Below are 14,058 nucleotides of genomic sequence, written 5' to 3'. Positions count from 1 at the left end.
CCTCAGCCCGCGGCGGGGCGGGCCTCGTCCAGCGCCGCCGCCACCTCGTCCAGCGGCGCGTCCAGGTCACGGCGACCGAACAGGTGCAGCGACTCCCCGGCGTCGATCTCCAGCGTCTCGGCGGTGATTCCGCGCCGGGCGCGCCGCTCCAGGCGGATCGCCTCGACCGCGTCCCACGGCAGCCGGCGTCGTCCGGCGAACCCCCGCAGCACCGTCAGCCCGTCCCTGTCGACGGCGAGGCGGACCGGCGCGACCAGGTCGCGCAGCGCCCAGACGAGAAGGCCGGCCGCGGCCAGCCCGGCCAGCCCCGGGCGGACCGGGTCACCGCCGGCGAAGAGCAGCCCCAGGGCCAGCAGCGCGAGCGCGCCGAGCGCCTTGAGCACCGGCGCCTCCCGGGGCACCCGCCACTGCCGGACCGGTGGCGACTGTGGATCCATCCGACCAGCATGCCAGCCGTGCCGTCCGCACGCCGGGGGAGGACGGCCGGTCCGGTCAGCACGTACTATCGGGGCAAGCGAGGTTACCCGGGAGTAGACATGAGTGACGCGGTCATCGTCGGCGCGGTACGGACCCCGGTCGGGCGGCGCAAGGGCAGCCTCGCCGGAGTGCACCCGGTCGACCTCTCGGCGCACGTGCTGCGTGCGCTCGCCGAGCGCACCGGCATCGACCCCGGCCTGGTCGACGACGTGATCTGGGGCTGTGTGTCGCAGGTCGGCGAGCAGTCCTGGAACGTGGCCCGCAACGCGGTGCTGGCCGCCGGCTGGCCGGAGTCCGTCCCGGGCACCACGCTCGACCGTCAGTGCGGGTCGAGCCAGCAGGCGCTGCACTTCGCCGCCGCCACTGTTCTCTCCGGCCAGGCCGACCTGGTGGTGGCCGGTGGCGTCGAGTCGATGACCCGGGTGCCGATGGGGTCCAGCGTCGCCGGTGGGATGCCGTTCAGCGCGGCGATCCTGGAGCGCTACCGGGGTGTCGAGGGCGTCGCGGCGGACTCGCCGCTGCCGTTCAACCAGGGCGTCGGGGCCGAGCTGATCGCCCAGCGGTGGCGCTTCTCGCGTACCCAGCTGGACGAGTTCGCGCTGGCCAGCCACGAGAAGGCGGCAGCCGCGCAGGACGCCGGCGCGTTCGAGGCCGAGCTGGCGCCGGTGGCGCTCGCCGACGGCGGCAAGTTCTCCGCCGACGAGGGCATCCGCCGCGACACCTCGCTGGCCAAGCTGGGCGAGCTGGCCACCCCGTTCCGCGCCGACGGCGTGGTCACCGCCGGTTCCGCGTCGCAGATCTCCGACGGCGCCGCCGCGCTCGCGGTCACCACCGCCGAGTGGGCCAGCCGGCACGGCCTGCGCCCGCTGGCCCGGGTGCACACCGCAGTGGTCGCCGCCGACGACCCGGTCACCATGCTCACCGCGCCCATCCCGGCCACCGCGAAGGCGCTGCGCCGCGCGGGGCTGGGCATCGAGGAGATCGGCGTGTACGAGGTGAACGAGGCGTTCGCCCCGGTGCCGCTGGCCTGGCTGGCCGAGACGGAGGCGGACCCGGAGCGGCTCAACCCCCGGGGCGGGGCGATCGCGCTCGGTCACCCGCTCGGCGGGTCCGGCGCGCGGATCATGACCACGATGCTCCAGCACATGCGGGACAACGGCATCCGCTACGGCCTGCAGACCATGTGCGAGGGCGGCGGGATGGCCAACGCCACCATCGTCGAGCTGCTCTGAGCCGACCGGCCGCCGGTGTCGCACCTCAGGTGCGACTTGCACGTGTGGAAGTTCCAGAAATCGGGCGTGACCCATATCACCCCTGGTCATCGCGTCGTTGGACCGGGCATGGACGTGTTCTCGCGAACGTTCCTTCCGGCCGCCGCCGAGACCGGCCTGGCGACCCAGACCGTCACCCGGCACATGCCGGTGTTCCGCCGGTGCGTCGGCTCCGGCGACGCCACCATCCTGGTCACCCGGTGCAGCCGCCCGGACGACCCGGTCGGCGGCGACTACCTGATGCTGCTCACCCACCGCCGCCTGGTGGTCACCCGGCAGACCCGCGTGCTGCACCGGCTGCGCCTGCACCTCAACACGGAGCTGCGCGAGCTGAGCAACGTGACGTGGAGCCCCGACCCCCGCGCGCACAGCGTGGAGCTGGCAGCGACCGCCATCGACGGGGCGCGGGAGCGTTTCGTCATCCGTACCCACCACCCGAAGCAGGCGTGGCAGCTCGACACGCTGCTCAACCACGCCTTCCGTACCCGGCTGCGGGCTCCGGCCGAGCGGGTCGTCGCCACGATCGGCGAGCCGCCGGCGAGCGCCCGGCCCACAGTGCTCCGGCCGGCGCCGGCCCGCTGACACTCTCCTTACCGGATCCGAACATTTCCTGACCGGCCGGGCGGTCGACCGTCGGTCATCATGGGCCGGTGACCACCGCCGCCCCGCCCGGGCTCGTCCTCGTGGTGGAGGACGAGCCCGCCATCGCCGACCTGGTCCGGCTCTACCTGACCCGGGACGGGTTCGGCGTACACCTGGAACGTGACGGCGAGGCCGGGCTGGCCGCCGCGCGGCGGCTGCGCCCGGTGGCCTGCGTGCTCGACATCGCGCTGCCCGGCCTGGCCGGCACCGAGATCTGCCGTCGGCTGCGCGCGGCCGGCGACTGGACGCCGGTCATCTTCCTCACCGCCCGGGACGACGAGGTGGACCGCGTCGTCGGGCTGGAACTGGGCGCCGACGACTACGTCACCAAGCCGTTCAGCCCGCGCGAGCTGCTCGCCCGGCTGCGGGCGGTGCTGCGCCGCACGTCCGGCGTGTCCGCCGAGCAGCCCCGCACGCTCGGCGCCGTCACGCTCGACCCGGCCCGCCGCACGGTGACCGCCGCCGGTACGCCGGTGCAGCTCACCTCCACCGAGTTCGACCTGCTCGCGCACCTGATGGCCCGTCCGGGCCGGGTGTTCACCAGGGAGGAACTGCTGGCCGGCGTGTGGGGGTACGCGGCGCACGCCGGCACCCGGACCGTCGACGTGCACGTGGCGCAGGTCCGGGCCAAACTCGGCCCGGACAGCGTGATCCGCACCCACCGGGGCGTCGGGTACGCCGCCGATGCCTGAGCCGCCGCCCGGACCGATGCCGCGCTGCCCCGGGCGGACGCTCACCGCCCGCGCGGTAGTGGCCACCTGCGCGGTGGCGCTCGTGTCGGTGCTCGTCACCGCGCTGGTGGCGGTGCCCCTGGCGGTACGCGGCGCGGAGCGCCGGGACCAGGAGGCGCTGGCCGCCCAGGCCCGGCTCGCCGCCGACGTGCTCCGGGTGCGGGCGGTACGCCAGCGCGACGGCGCCGGGGACCGGCTCATCCGCCAACTGGGTCAGCAGCGGATCGAGGTGTACCTGATCCGGGACGGGCAGGCCGACCGGCCGGGCCTGCCCCGACCGCTCGTGACACGGGTGGCCGGCGGCGACAACGTCTCCGGCCGGCGGCTCGTCGACGGGGAACGCCGGCTGGTCGAGGCGCGGGCGCTGCCCGGCGGGGACGGTGTGGTGCTGACCCGCGCCCGCAGCGCCGCGCCCTGGCGGCAGGTGCTGCGCGGACTCTGGCTGCCGCTGCTCGCCGGACTCGCCGCCGGGGCGGCCGCCGGACTGCTGCTCGCCCGCCGGCTGGCCCGGCCGATCCGTACCGCCGCCACCGCCGCCGCGCGGCTCCGGGCCGGGGACCGGACGGTCCGGGTGCCGGTCGAGCCGCCCGACGAGGTGGCCGACCTGGCGTACGCGCTCAACGGCCTCGCCGCCGCGCTGGCCACGAGCGAGGGTCGGCAGCGCGAGTTCCTGCTCTCCGTCTCGCACGAGTTGCGGACCCCGCTGACCGCGATCCGTGGCTACGCCGAGGCGCTGGCCGACGGGGTGATCGAGGCCGACGGGGTGCCGGAGACCGGCCGGACCGTGCTCGCCGAGGCCGAACACCTGGACCGGCTGGTCCGCGACCTGCTGGCGCTGGCCCGGTTGGAGGCGGTCGACTTCCCGCTGGAACCGGTGCCGGTCGACCTGACCCGGCTCGCCGCCGACGCGGAGCGCGCCTGGTCCGGCCGGTGCGCGGCGCTCGGGGTGCCGTTCCGGCTGGAGACGCCGGACGCGCCGGTGCCGGCGTACACCGATCCGGGCCGGATCCGGCAGGTGGTGGACGGGCTGCTGGAGAACGCGCTGCGGGTCGTACCGCCGGGGGCGCCGGTGGTGCTCGCGGTCCGGGCCGCCGGTCCGGCGGGCGGTGGGACGCTGGAGGTCCGGGACGGCGGACCCGGCCTCACCGACGACGACCTGGACGTGGCGTTCGAGCGGGGCGCGCTGCACCAGCGGTACCGGGGGGTGCGCAAGGTGGGCAGCGGTCTGGGCCTGGCGCTGGCCGCCGGGCTGGTCCGCCGGCTCGGCGGCGACATCACCGCCGGGCACGCCCCGGAGGGCGGGGCCGCCTTCACCGTCGTGGTGCCCCCGGATCCTTACCGGGCTCGAACATCGGCTTGACCGTTCCCTCGTGTCGGTGCGGAACGCTCGGGGTCGTCACCGCGAGGAAAGGACCACAGATGGCACGTCAGCGAATCGTCACCGGCGCCACCGCGCTGCTCGCCGCCGCCGCGCTCGGACTCGCCGGGTGCGGCGCGAGCCGGCCCGGCGCGGAACCCGACCGGGCGGTCGAGGTGAGCGCCGCCCTGGGCGTGGAGGGCCAGGCGCTCGCCGCGCTCGGCCTCGACGCCGGTGACCTGGACGTCGAACCGGTAGCCGCACCGGCGTCCACCGGTACGCCGCAGGCCGGGCCGGACGGCAAGGGCGAGCGGGCGGAGGGGAACAAGCGCCACCGGGCCCGGGTGCTGCTGCGGCGCAACACGCTGCACGGCGAGGCGGTGGTGCGGACCAGGGACGGCGGCACCAGGACGGTGGCGGTCCAGCGCGGCGAGGTGACCGCGATCGACGAACGGTCGATGACCGTGAAATCCACCGACGGTTTCACAGCGACCTGGACGTTCGGCGACAAACTGCGGGTGGTCGAGCGCCGGACCGCGATCCGATCGAACGACATCAAGATCGGCACGACTGTCGCGGTGGCCGGAGCGAAGGACGGCGGCGGGAACGTGGCCCGGCTCGTGGTGGTTCCGATTCGCCAGGAATAGGTGCCTGGGCTGTCGTGACGGAAGCAATGTGCCAGGCTACGCTATGCCCCGACCCGACATCGCCTCCGTGGAGAATCCGTGAAGCTCTCGATCCTCATGCCGGTCTACAACGAGGAAGAACGTATCGCGGATGCCCTCAAGCAGGCATTGGCGGTCGACTACCCGTGCGAGATCGAGCTTGTCGTCGTGGACGACGGCAGCCGGGACGGCACCGGCGAGATTCTGGGCCGGGTCGACGACGCGCGCCTCCGGGTGATCACCCACCAGCGCAACGCTGGCAAGGGCGCGGCCATCAAGACCGCCGTCGACAGCGCCGAGGGCGAGTACATGGTCATCCTCGACGCCGACCTCGAGTACGACCCGCAGGACATCCCGCGTCTGCTGGAGCCGGTGCTCGACGGTCGGGCGACAGTCGTCTACGGCAATCGGACCTTCGGCAGCCACAGCTCGTACAGCTTCTGGTACGTGATGGGCAACAAGGGCGTCACGCTCGCCGCGAACGTGCTCTACAACTCCTACATCGGCGACCTGGAGACCTGCTTCAAGCTGATGCCGCTGGAGCTGTACCGCTCGCTGCAGGTCCGCTCCCGGGGCTTCGGCATGGAGGCGGAGGTCACCGGCAAGCTGCTCCGCCAGCGCATTCGCCCCTACGAGGTGCCGATCAGCTACCGCGCGCGGGGCCGCGAGGAGGGCAAGAAGATCACCTGGAAGGACGGCGTCGAGGCGATCTGGATCCTGGCCCGCGAGCGCGCCCGCCGCCGCCCGGCCACTCCCGCCGCCGCGCACTGAGCCCGCACCGCCGCAACCCCGCGATCCCGGCACGAGCCGAGGTCGCGGGGTTGCGTCGTGTCCGGGGCGCTCAGCCGAGGAACGTGTCCACCGAGCGGCGCAGCCCGGCGGCGTCCAGGCCGTGCCAGCGTTCGTGGTCCTCGGCGCTGCCGTAGCGGCGCAGGTCCTCGCGGCCCACCCCCAGCGACAGCAGCCGGTGCGGCCGGTCGGCCAGCGCCTCCGACACCACCCGCGCCGAGGTGCCCGCCAGGTACGGCTCGACCACCATCACCTCGGTTCCGGCCAGCGCCCGCAGCCCGGCCGTGTCGAACGGGCGCGGCCGGTGGGTGTAGGCCACGGTCACCGCCCGGTCGGCGGTCGCGGCCAGCGCCGCGTCCAGCACCGGCCCGACCGCCACCAGCAGCGCCGCGCCCGGCCCGGCGTCGCGCACCACCCGCAGGTCACCCGCCTCCGGGTACGCCCGCGCGTTGGCCCGGATCGACAACCGCAGGTACGCCGAGTCCTGCCCGCACACGACGTCGCGCAGCAGCGGCCGGACCTCGTCCGGGTGCCCCGGCACGTGCACGGTCCAGCCGTGGAGCGTGTCGATCAGCGCCACGTCGGCCGGACCGAGGTGGGTGCGTCCCGCCTCCGCCCGGTCGTACGAGCCGCCGATGCCGACGAGCACCGCGCCGACGCCCTGGTGGTCGAGGTCCAGCTTGATCTGCTCGTACGCCCGCTCGACCAGGAACGGGGCGTAGCTGTGCACGATCGGCCGCTGCCCGGTCAGCGCCAGCCCACCCGCGACCCCGACCATCAACTGCTCCCGGATTCCGACGTTGATCACCCGGTCCGGGTACCGGGCGGCGGCCGGCTCGAACGCGGCGGCGGAGATGTCGGCGAGCACGACTGTCGTACGCGGATCGGCGAGCACCTCCTCGGTGCTGGTGACGAACGCGTCCCGCATGGTGCTGCTCATGCTCACTCTCCGTCCGTGACGACCGCGACGACGACGTGCGGCCGGTGATCGTCGTGCCCGGTGAGGGCGGCGTGCAGGGCGTCGTGGTCGCGCCCGTCGACGGTGGCGGCGCTCCACCCGTTCACCGTGAACCGGCTCGCCGCGCCACCCGGCCAGCCGTACGTGGCCGAGCGGTTGTCCAGCACGATCGCGGTCAGGTTGCCCAGCCCGGTCGCGCCCGCGTACGCGATCGCCTCGTGGTTGGAGCCCTCGTCCAGTTCGGCGTCGCCGAGCAGCACGTACACCCGGGGGTCGGTGCGGCCCTGGGCCCGCAGCCCGAGCGCGGTGCCCACGCCCAGCCCGAGGCCGTGGCCGAGCGAACCGGAACCGATCTCGACGCCCGGCACGAGCGTGCGGTCCGGGTGGTCGCCGAGGCGGCTGGCCGGGCCGCCCTGGTCGTCCAGCCAATCGGGCGGTACGAAGCCGCGGGCGGCGAGCAGCGCGTAGTAGCCGGCGACCGCGTGCCCCTTGGAGAGCAGGAAGCGGTCCCGGTCCGGGTCGTCCACGGTGGCCGGGGTGATCCGGAGCACCCGGTCGTAGAGCACCTGGAGCACGTCCAGCGTCGAGTACACGTTGGCGCCGAACTCGCGGCCGGCGCGCACCCGGTCCAGCAGCGCGCCCAGCTCGGTGGCGGTGGTCGTCGTCATACCGATAGCCTCGGACTTGAAGCGAACTTCAACTCAAGGCCGTGTGATGCACGAAGCAACACTGACCATCGGACAGCTCGCCGACCGCAGTGGCGTCGCCCCCTCGGCGCTGCGCTACTACGAGCGGCTCGGCCTGATCCACGCCGCCCGCACCGGCGGGAACCAGCGCCGCTACGCCCGCACCGAGCTGCGCCGGGTCGCGTTCATCCGGATCTCCCAGCAGGTAGGTGTCTCGCTGGAGGAGATCCGCGCGGCGCTCGACTCGCTGCCGTCGGGGCGTACCCCCACGCCCGACGACTGGGCCGCGCTGTCCCGCGCCTGGCGGGACCGGCTGGACGAGCGGATCCGGCTGCTCGGCAAGCTCCGCGACGACCTGGACGGCTGCATCGGCTGCGGCTGCCTGTCGTTGCAGCGCTGCACGCTCTACAACCCCGGCGACTCGCTCGCCGACGAGGGCCCCGGCCCGCGCCTCATGCTCCCGCGCCCCGGCCAGGGCTGACCGTCACCGGACCAGCAGCACCTTGCCCAGGTGGTCGTTGGTCTCGACCAGGCGGTGCGCGGCGGCGGCGTCGGCCATGTCCACCCGGGCGTGCACCACCGGCCGGACCCGGCCCGCCTCCACCAGCGGCCACACCTGATCGCGTACGCCCCGGACGATCGCCGCCTTCTGCTCGTCCGGACGGGACCGCAGCGCTGTCGCGTGCACCGCCGCCCGCTTCGCCAGCAGCATCCCCAGGTCGAGTTCGCCCTTGCGGCCGCCCTGCATGCCGATCACCACGAGCCGCCCGCCGGTCGCCAGCGCCGCCACGTTCCGGGGCAGGTAGGACGCGCCCATGATGTCCAGGATCACGTCCGCGCCCCGGCCGTCGGTCACCCGGCGTACCTCGTCCACGAAGTCCTGCTCCCGGTAGTCGATCGTGTGCGCGGCGCCCAGCTCCCGCAGCCGGTCGTGCTTCGCCGAGCGGGCGGTCACCACCACTGTCGCGCCGAGCGCCACGCCGAGCTGGATCGCGAACGTGCCGATCCCGCTGCCGCCGCCGTGCACCAGCAGCGTGTCACCCTCGGCCAGCCGGGCCAGGTCCACCACGTTCGACCAGACCGTGCAGGCCACCTCCGGCAGCGCCGCCGCGTCGACCAGCTCCACCCCGGCCGGCACCGGCAGCAACTGCCCGGCCGGCACCGCGACCTGCTCGGCGTAGCCGCCGCCGGCGAGCAGCGCGCAGACCTCCTGACCCACCGACCAGCCGGTCACGCCGGGACCGAGCGCACGCACCGTCCCCGAACATTCCAGACCGGGGTACGCGGACGCGCCCGGCGGCGGCGGGTAGTGCCCCTGCCGCTGCAACAGGTCGGCCCGGTTCACCGCGCTGGCCCGCACCTCCACGACCACCTCGCCGGGGCCGGGCTCCGGGTCCGGCACGTGGGTCCAGACGAGCGCCTCGGGTCCGCCGGGTTCCGTGATCGTGATCGCGCGCATGACTCAGTCTTACCCGATCTGCCCGTCGGTCCACGCGCGGGCGAGGATCTCGGCCACCGTCTCGTCCGGCGTCTGGTCGGACGTGTCCAGCCAGAGCCCGATCCGGGGCGTGTCGGCCCGGAACCCGGCGTCCAGGTCCGCCACCGGCCAGTCCCCGTACCCCGTCTTGGGCCGGTCCCGCTCGCGGGCCGCGACCACCTCGGCGCGGGGCGCGAGCACCACCACGGCGAGCGGCCGGTGCCGGATCCGGCCGACCATGGCCGGCAGGTCCGCGCCGAGGACCACATCCTGGAGTACGACGGTGAAGCCCGCCGCTGCGTACCGGTCGGCGGTCGAGGCGGCCAGGTCGTAGCGCAGCCGGAGCTGCCGCAGCGCCTCGTCGCTCGGCTCGGCGGTCATGTCGGCGCGCCCGTTGACGATCACGCGGCGGAACACGTCGCCGCGCAGATGCACCGAGCGGGGCAGCCGCCGGGCCAGCCCTTCGGCCACTGTGGACTTGCCTGCGGCCATGATTCCGCTGATCAGCACCACTGCCGGACTCTCCCACACGCACACATTCTCGCAACGGAGGTGGGACGGCGGCTTGCCCGGTACGGGGTTCGTGGCAGACTGGGTCCCGGTCGCGCACCCCTCGGGGGCGTGCCGGGAGGGTTCGCCTAGTGGCCGATGGCGCTGGTCTTGAAAACCGGTAAGGCAGCGATGTCTTCGTGGGTTCGAATCCCACACCCTCCGCCAACTCCCACCCCGCCTCGCCTCGGTCTGCCGCGCGTGCGGACACATGGGCGTGTCGCCCCGGAAGTAACCATCGCCTCTGCGGCTTATGACTGCTCTCTTCTTCGGCGACCCCCACGGCGAGTCTCGGCCGCACCGGATGTGCCTGACACCGCGGGAGTTGCCGGAATCGGGGGAACGCGATGAGACGGGACGACGCTGACCGGCGGGGCGGCGGAACAGCGGGAGCGCCGGGCGCGGCCGTAGGCTGCGGGGCACGGATACGGCGGGAGGGCCTGGTGGCGGAGACGACGACGGTGGCCGAGGTGACGGCCGAGCTGGCCGCGCTCGACGATCCGAAGATCCGCGCGGTCAACGAGCGGCACGGCGACGACCATGGGGTCAACCTGGGCAAGCTGCGGGCGGTCGCGAAGCGGCTGAAGACGCAGCAGGACCTCGCGCGGGAGCTGTGGGCGACCGGCGACAGCGCCGCGCGGCTGCTTGCGCTGCTGATCTGCCGACCGAAGGCGTACGGGCGGGACGAGCTGGACGCGATGCTGCGCGAGGCGCGTACGCCGAAGGTGCACGACTGGCTCGTCAACTACGTGGTGAAGAAGAGCCCGCACGCGGAGCCGCTGCGCCTGGCCTGGTCGGCCGATCCCGATCCGGTGGTGGCGAGCGCCGGCTGGGCGCTGACCACCGAGCGGGTGGCGCGGAACCCGGACGGGCTGGACCTGGCCGGTCTGCTCGACGTGATCGAGGCGGAGATGGCCGGCGCGCCGGAGCGCCTCCAGTGGGCGATGAACCACTGCCTCGCGCAGATCGGGATCGAACATCCGGCGTACCGGGAACGCGCGATCGGCATCGGCGAGCGGCTCGGGGTGCTCAAGGACTACCCCACGCCGCCGGGCTGCACGTCGCCGTACGCGCCGGTCTGGATCAACGAGATGGTGCGCCGACAGCACGGCGGCCCGGACAACGGGGTATGAAGGGGCGCAGGACATTCGCGTACCCGGAAGGACCGTTTCGATGACCCTGGAACGACCGATCGCCCCGGACCCGTACGAGCTGTTGCCGACGGTGCCGTCGTTCGACCTGACGAGCGAGGACGTGCACAACGGCGAGCCGATGGACGCGCGGTACGCGCACGGCAGCACCGGCGGCGAGAACGTCTCCCCGCAGCTGTCCTGGTCGGGCTTCCCGGCCGAGACCAAGAGCTTCGTGGTCACGTGCTTCGACCCGGACGCCCCGACCGGCAGCGGCTTCTGGCACTGGGTGCTGGTGAACGTGCCCGCGTCCGTCACCGAGCTGCCCAGCGGCGTTGACGAGGGCGACCTGGGCGGCGCGTTCAGCGTCCGCAACGACTACGGCGACACCGGCTACGGCGGCGCCGCGCCGCCCGCCGGGGACCGCCCGCACCGGTACGTGTTCGCGGTGCACGCCGTGGACGTGGACCGCCTCGACATTCCCGCCGGGGCGAGCCCGGCCTTCGTCGGCTTCAACCTGGCGTTCCACACCCTGGCCCGGGCGGTCATCCGCCCGACGTACCAGATCAAGGAGTGAGGTGTAAGGAAGGGCCCCTTGTTAACAGACGTCTGTTAACAAGGGGCCCTTCCTTACACGCGGGCGACAGCGAAGACGGACTGGCCGAACGGCGGGCGGACGCGCTGCTCGGCGGCCTTGGTGACGGGGAGCACGAGCGTGTCGTACACCTTCACCATCGGGCCCTCCTTCGGCATCAGCCGGAAGACCTTGGTGGCCATGAAGTAGCCGATCAGGCCGAGCGCGTTGGCGTAGTGGATCCGCTCCACGGTGAGGCCGGCCTCGGTCATGGCCGCGGCGAGCGTCTTCTTGGTGTAGCGGCGGACGTGGCCGGTGGCGATGTCGGCGGGGCTCATGGCGAACTGGAACGCCGGCACGATGATGACCACCGCGCCGCCGGGGCGGACCAGGTCGCGCATGCTGCGCAGCGCGCCCACGTGGTCGTCGATGTGCTCCAGCACGTTGTACGAGACGGCCGCGCTGTAGTCGCCACGCTCGTGGTGCGGGAGCAGCATCTGCCGGACCTCGACGCCCGGGTGGTCGGCCAGCCGCTCCTTGAGCTGGACCAGCCGGTCCGGGTCCGCCTCGGTGGCGGTGATCCGGGGCACCTGCTCGGCCCACGCGGAGGCGTAGTCGCCCAGGCCGCTGCCGATTTCGATCGGGTTGTCACCGAGGTAGGGCACCGCCAGCTCGACGAACCACTGCCGGTGGTTGACAGCGGTCGCGAGGCCTTCGAGCACCTCGGACTGGACGCGCTGGTCCCCAGTGATTTCTGCCATGCGTCGATTCCTCACGATATGACTGACCCGCGCCTGGACCGTCAGAGTCAACCATCTGGATGGCTGAGGGGGAAATCGGGGGACGGAGGGGGGCCGAATTGTGATGCGGAGGGGTGCCTGATCGGCGGTCGGCGAACTCGGCACATAGTACGTGAGTCTGCGGAACATTGCACCTGCCGGTCATACCCTGACTACGCTCTGAAATGTCATGACTACTCCGGAATCAGCGGCGGACCCGGCGAAAACGGGGCACGGCAGGCGGATCGATGTGCTCGCCGTGCTCAGCTTCGTGCTGCTCGCGCTCTGGGTCACCGCCCGGTTGTGGGTGGACCCCCGCAACGGGATCCGGGACAATCGGACAGATCAGGCGCAATTCGAATGGATGATGGCGCATGGTGCGCGCGTCGTCACCGATTTCGCCTATCCGTTCACCTCGGACCGGATGAATGTGCCGGATGTCGTCAATCTCATGGCCAATACGTCCGTATTATCTGTTTCATTACCGCTGACCCCGATCACGCTCTGGGCGGGTCCGCGCTGGTCATTCCTGATTTTCCTCACCCTCGGGCTCGCCGCCACCGGCGTGTCCTGGTATTTCCTTCTCTCCCGAGTTGTCGTGCGGTCTCGCGGTCCGGCCTGGCTGGGTGCCGCCTTCTGCGCGTTCGCGCCGGCGATGATCTCGCACGCCAACTCGCACCCCAACATCGTCAGCCAGTTCGTGGTGCCGCTGATCATCTGGCGGACGCTGCGCCTGGCCGAGCCCGGCCGGTGGCTGCGCAACGGCGTACTCCTTGCCCTGGTGATCGTCTGGCAGGCGTTCCTCAACCTGGAGATCCTGCTGATGACCGCCATCGGCCTCGGTGTGGTGGTGCTGGCGCTCGTACTCGGCCGTCCCGCGCTGCGCTCGGCGGCCCGCCCGTTCGCCGCCGGACTCGCCGTGGCCGCGGTGGTCGCCGGGGCGCTGCTCGCGTACCCGCTCTGGGTCCAGTTCTTCGGTCCCGGCGCGTACAGCGGGCTCTCCACGCTGATCCGGGGCTACTCCACCGACCTCGCCGCGTACGTCGCCTGGTCCCGGGAGTCGGTGGCCGGTGACGCCCGGGGCAGTGAACCGCTGGTCAAGAACGCCACCGAGGAGAACGCGTTCTTCGGCTGGCCGCTGGTGATCCTGGTGGCCGCGCTGGTCTGGTGGATGCGCCGCAACGCGGTGGTGCTCGGCCTGGCCGCGGTCGGCCTCGTGTTCGCGCTCTTCTCGCTCGGCCGGGAGATCCGCTACGACGGACGCGACACCGGCATCCCCGGCCCGTGGGCCGCGCTGGAGAACCTGCCGGTCCTGCACTCGGTGGTGCCCACCCGCTGGTCGCTCGCGCTCACTCCGATCATCGGCGTGCTGCTCGCGCTCGGCGCCGAGCGGGTCCGCCGGCTGGCCGCCCGGCATCCGGACGCACGCGGGCAGATCCGGTTCGCCACCGTCACCGTGCTCGCGATGGCGCTGCTGCCGATCCTGCCCACCCCGCTGCCGGCCAAGCGCCTCGAACCGACCCCGGCGTTCGTCACCTCCGGCGCCTGGCGCCCCTACGTCGCCGACGGACGCAGCATCGTCACGCTGCCGCTGCCCGACACCACGTACGCGGTTCCGCTGCGCTGGTCCGCCGAGACCCGGCTGGACATGCCGCTGGCCCGCGGCTACTTCCTCTATCCGGACACCCGCCCCGGCGGGGACCGGATCGCGCTGTTCACCGCGCCGCCGCGTCCCACCAGCACGTTCTTCGAGACGGTACGGCGCACCGACGCGGTTCCGCCGATCACGCCGCAGGACCGGGTGGCCGCCGTCGACGACCTGCGCTACTGGCGGGCCGGCGCGGTGATCCTCGACCCCCGGCTGCCGCAGGCCGACGCGCTGCGCCGGGCGATGACGGAGCTGAGCGGGATCACGCCCACCCGTACCGGCGGGGTGTGGTTGTGGGACGTCCGGCCGCTGGCCGACTGACCCG

The 14,058-nt window shown here is 73.1% G+C and carries 16 protein-coding genes and 1 tRNA gene; 11 read left to right on the top strand and 6 right to left on the bottom strand.

Annotated elements, in window-relative coordinates; all coding sequences use genetic code 11:
- Positions 1–2 precede the first annotated feature (2 nt).
- The gene (locus J3R08_RS30350) at positions 3–437 is read right to left on the bottom strand and encodes a PH domain-containing protein (RefSeq protein ID WP_209963722.1); all 435 of its coding nucleotides are present in this window, start codon (positions 435–437) and stop codon (positions 3–5) included.
- Between the two features lie 99 nt (positions 438–536).
- Between J3R08_RS30350 and J3R08_RS30345 the strand changes: the two genes are divergently transcribed.
- The 6 genes from J3R08_RS30345 to J3R08_RS30320 all read left to right on the top strand — a co-directional run bounded on the left by J3R08_RS30345 (position 537) and on the right by J3R08_RS30320 (position 5,914).
- Positions 537–1,709, top strand: coding sequence for an acetyl-CoA C-acyltransferase (locus J3R08_RS30345; protein WP_043327774.1), 1,173 nt, complete (start codon positions 537–539; stop codon positions 1,707–1,709).
- 108 nt (positions 1,710–1,817) lie between these two features.
- On the top strand, positions 1,818–2,330 hold the full coding sequence (locus tag J3R08_RS30340; RefSeq protein WP_209963719.1) for a hypothetical protein: 513 nt from the start codon (positions 1,818–1,820) through the stop codon (positions 2,328–2,330).
- A gap of 68 nt (positions 2,331–2,398) precedes the next feature.
- Entirely contained in the window at positions 2,399–3,082 is a 684-nt protein-coding gene (locus J3R08_RS30335) for a response regulator transcription factor (RefSeq protein WP_064448115.1), read from the top strand.
- Positions 3,075–4,481 (top strand): sensor histidine kinase KdpD, encoded by a 1,407-nt coding sequence (locus tag J3R08_RS30330; RefSeq protein ID WP_209963717.1) that lies wholly within the window; start codon positions 3,075–3,077, stop codon positions 4,479–4,481. Before J3R08_RS30335 ends, J3R08_RS30330 begins: the two co-directional genes overlap by 8 nt.
- Positions 4,482–4,540: 59 nt before the next feature.
- A complete protein-coding gene (locus J3R08_RS30325) occupies positions 4,541–5,125 on the top strand; it encodes a hypothetical protein (RefSeq protein WP_209963714.1) in 585 nt (194 codons plus the stop codon).
- Between the two features lie 78 nt (positions 5,126–5,203).
- Positions 5,204–5,914, top strand: coding sequence for a glycosyltransferase family 2 protein (locus tag J3R08_RS30320; protein WP_043327778.1), 711 nt, complete (start codon positions 5,204–5,206; stop codon positions 5,912–5,914).
- Between the two features lie 70 nt (positions 5,915–5,984).
- On the opposite strand, the gene J3R08_RS30315 is transcribed toward J3R08_RS30320, so the two are convergent.
- Together J3R08_RS30315 and J3R08_RS30310 are read right to left on the bottom strand one after the other, a co-directional pair.
- Positions 5,985–6,860 carry a transketolase family protein gene (locus J3R08_RS30315; protein ID WP_043330831.1) on the bottom strand — a complete coding sequence of 292 codons (876 nt, stop codon included), beginning with the start codon at positions 6,858–6,860 and terminating at the stop codon, positions 5,985–5,987.
- Positions 6,861–6,874: 14 nt separating this feature from the next.
- On the bottom strand, positions 6,875–7,558 hold the full coding sequence (locus tag J3R08_RS30310) for a transketolase (RefSeq protein ID WP_043327779.1): 684 nt from the start codon (positions 7,556–7,558) through the stop codon (positions 6,875–6,877).
- 46 nt (positions 7,559–7,604) lie between these two features.
- Between J3R08_RS30310 and soxR the strand changes: the two genes are divergently transcribed.
- The gene (gene soxR, locus J3R08_RS30305; protein ID WP_030499370.1) at positions 7,605–8,057 is read left to right on the top strand and encodes a redox-sensitive transcriptional activator SoxR; all 453 of its coding nucleotides are present in this window, start codon (positions 7,605–7,607) and stop codon (positions 8,055–8,057) included.
- Between the two features lie 3 nt (positions 8,058–8,060).
- Here the strand turns inward: soxR and J3R08_RS30300 are convergent, their stop codons facing one another.
- Complete coding sequence (locus J3R08_RS30300) at positions 8,061–9,035, bottom strand: NAD(P)H-quinone oxidoreductase (RefSeq protein WP_043327780.1); 975 nt, start codon at positions 9,033–9,035, stop codon at positions 8,061–8,063.
- A 9-nt stretch (positions 9,036–9,044) separates the two neighbouring features.
- Positions 9,045–9,584, bottom strand: coding sequence for an AAA family ATPase (locus tag J3R08_RS30295; RefSeq protein WP_043327781.1), 540 nt, complete (start codon positions 9,582–9,584; stop codon positions 9,045–9,047).
- Between the two features lie 96 nt (positions 9,585–9,680).
- On the opposite strand from J3R08_RS30295, the gene J3R08_RS30290 reads away from it, so the two are divergent.
- The 3 genes from J3R08_RS30290 (at position 9,681) to J3R08_RS30280 (ending at position 11,309) form a co-directional block, all read left to right on the top strand.
- Positions 9,681–9,770: transfer RNA gene (locus J3R08_RS30290), tRNA-Ser, on the top strand.
- Between the two features lie 275 nt (positions 9,771–10,045).
- Positions 10,046–10,735, top strand: a complete 690-nt coding sequence (locus tag J3R08_RS30285; protein ID WP_209963711.1) for a DNA alkylation repair protein — start codon at positions 10,046–10,048, stop codon at positions 10,733–10,735.
- A gap of 40 nt (positions 10,736–10,775) precedes the next feature.
- Entirely contained in the window at positions 10,776–11,309 is a 534-nt protein-coding gene (locus tag J3R08_RS30280; RefSeq protein WP_064448841.1) for a YbhB/YbcL family Raf kinase inhibitor-like protein, read from the top strand.
- Positions 11,310–11,362: 53 nt separating this feature from the next.
- Here J3R08_RS30280 and J3R08_RS30275 read toward each other — a convergent pair whose 3' ends face one another.
- Positions 11,363–12,067: a class I SAM-dependent methyltransferase gene (locus J3R08_RS30275; RefSeq protein WP_043327784.1), complete on the bottom strand. Its 705-nt coding sequence runs from the start codon at positions 12,065–12,067 to the stop codon at positions 11,363–11,365.
- 208 nt (positions 12,068–12,275) lie between these two features.
- On the opposite strand from J3R08_RS30275, the gene J3R08_RS30270 reads away from it, so the two are divergent.
- Entirely contained in the window at positions 12,276–14,054 is a 1,779-nt protein-coding gene (locus J3R08_RS30270; RefSeq protein WP_166456758.1) for a hypothetical protein, read from the top strand.
- The last annotated feature ends 4 nt before the right edge of the window (positions 14,055–14,058 follow it).

The organism is Micromonospora sp. HB375 (genome assembly GCF_017872985.1).
In the GTDB taxonomy this organism is placed as follows: domain Bacteria; phylum Actinomycetota; class Actinomycetes; order Mycobacteriales; family Micromonosporaceae; genus Micromonospora; species Micromonospora chalcea.
The sequence above is the reverse complement of the archived record's forward strand: the minus strand, read 5'-3'. Positions and strand labels throughout refer to the sequence as shown.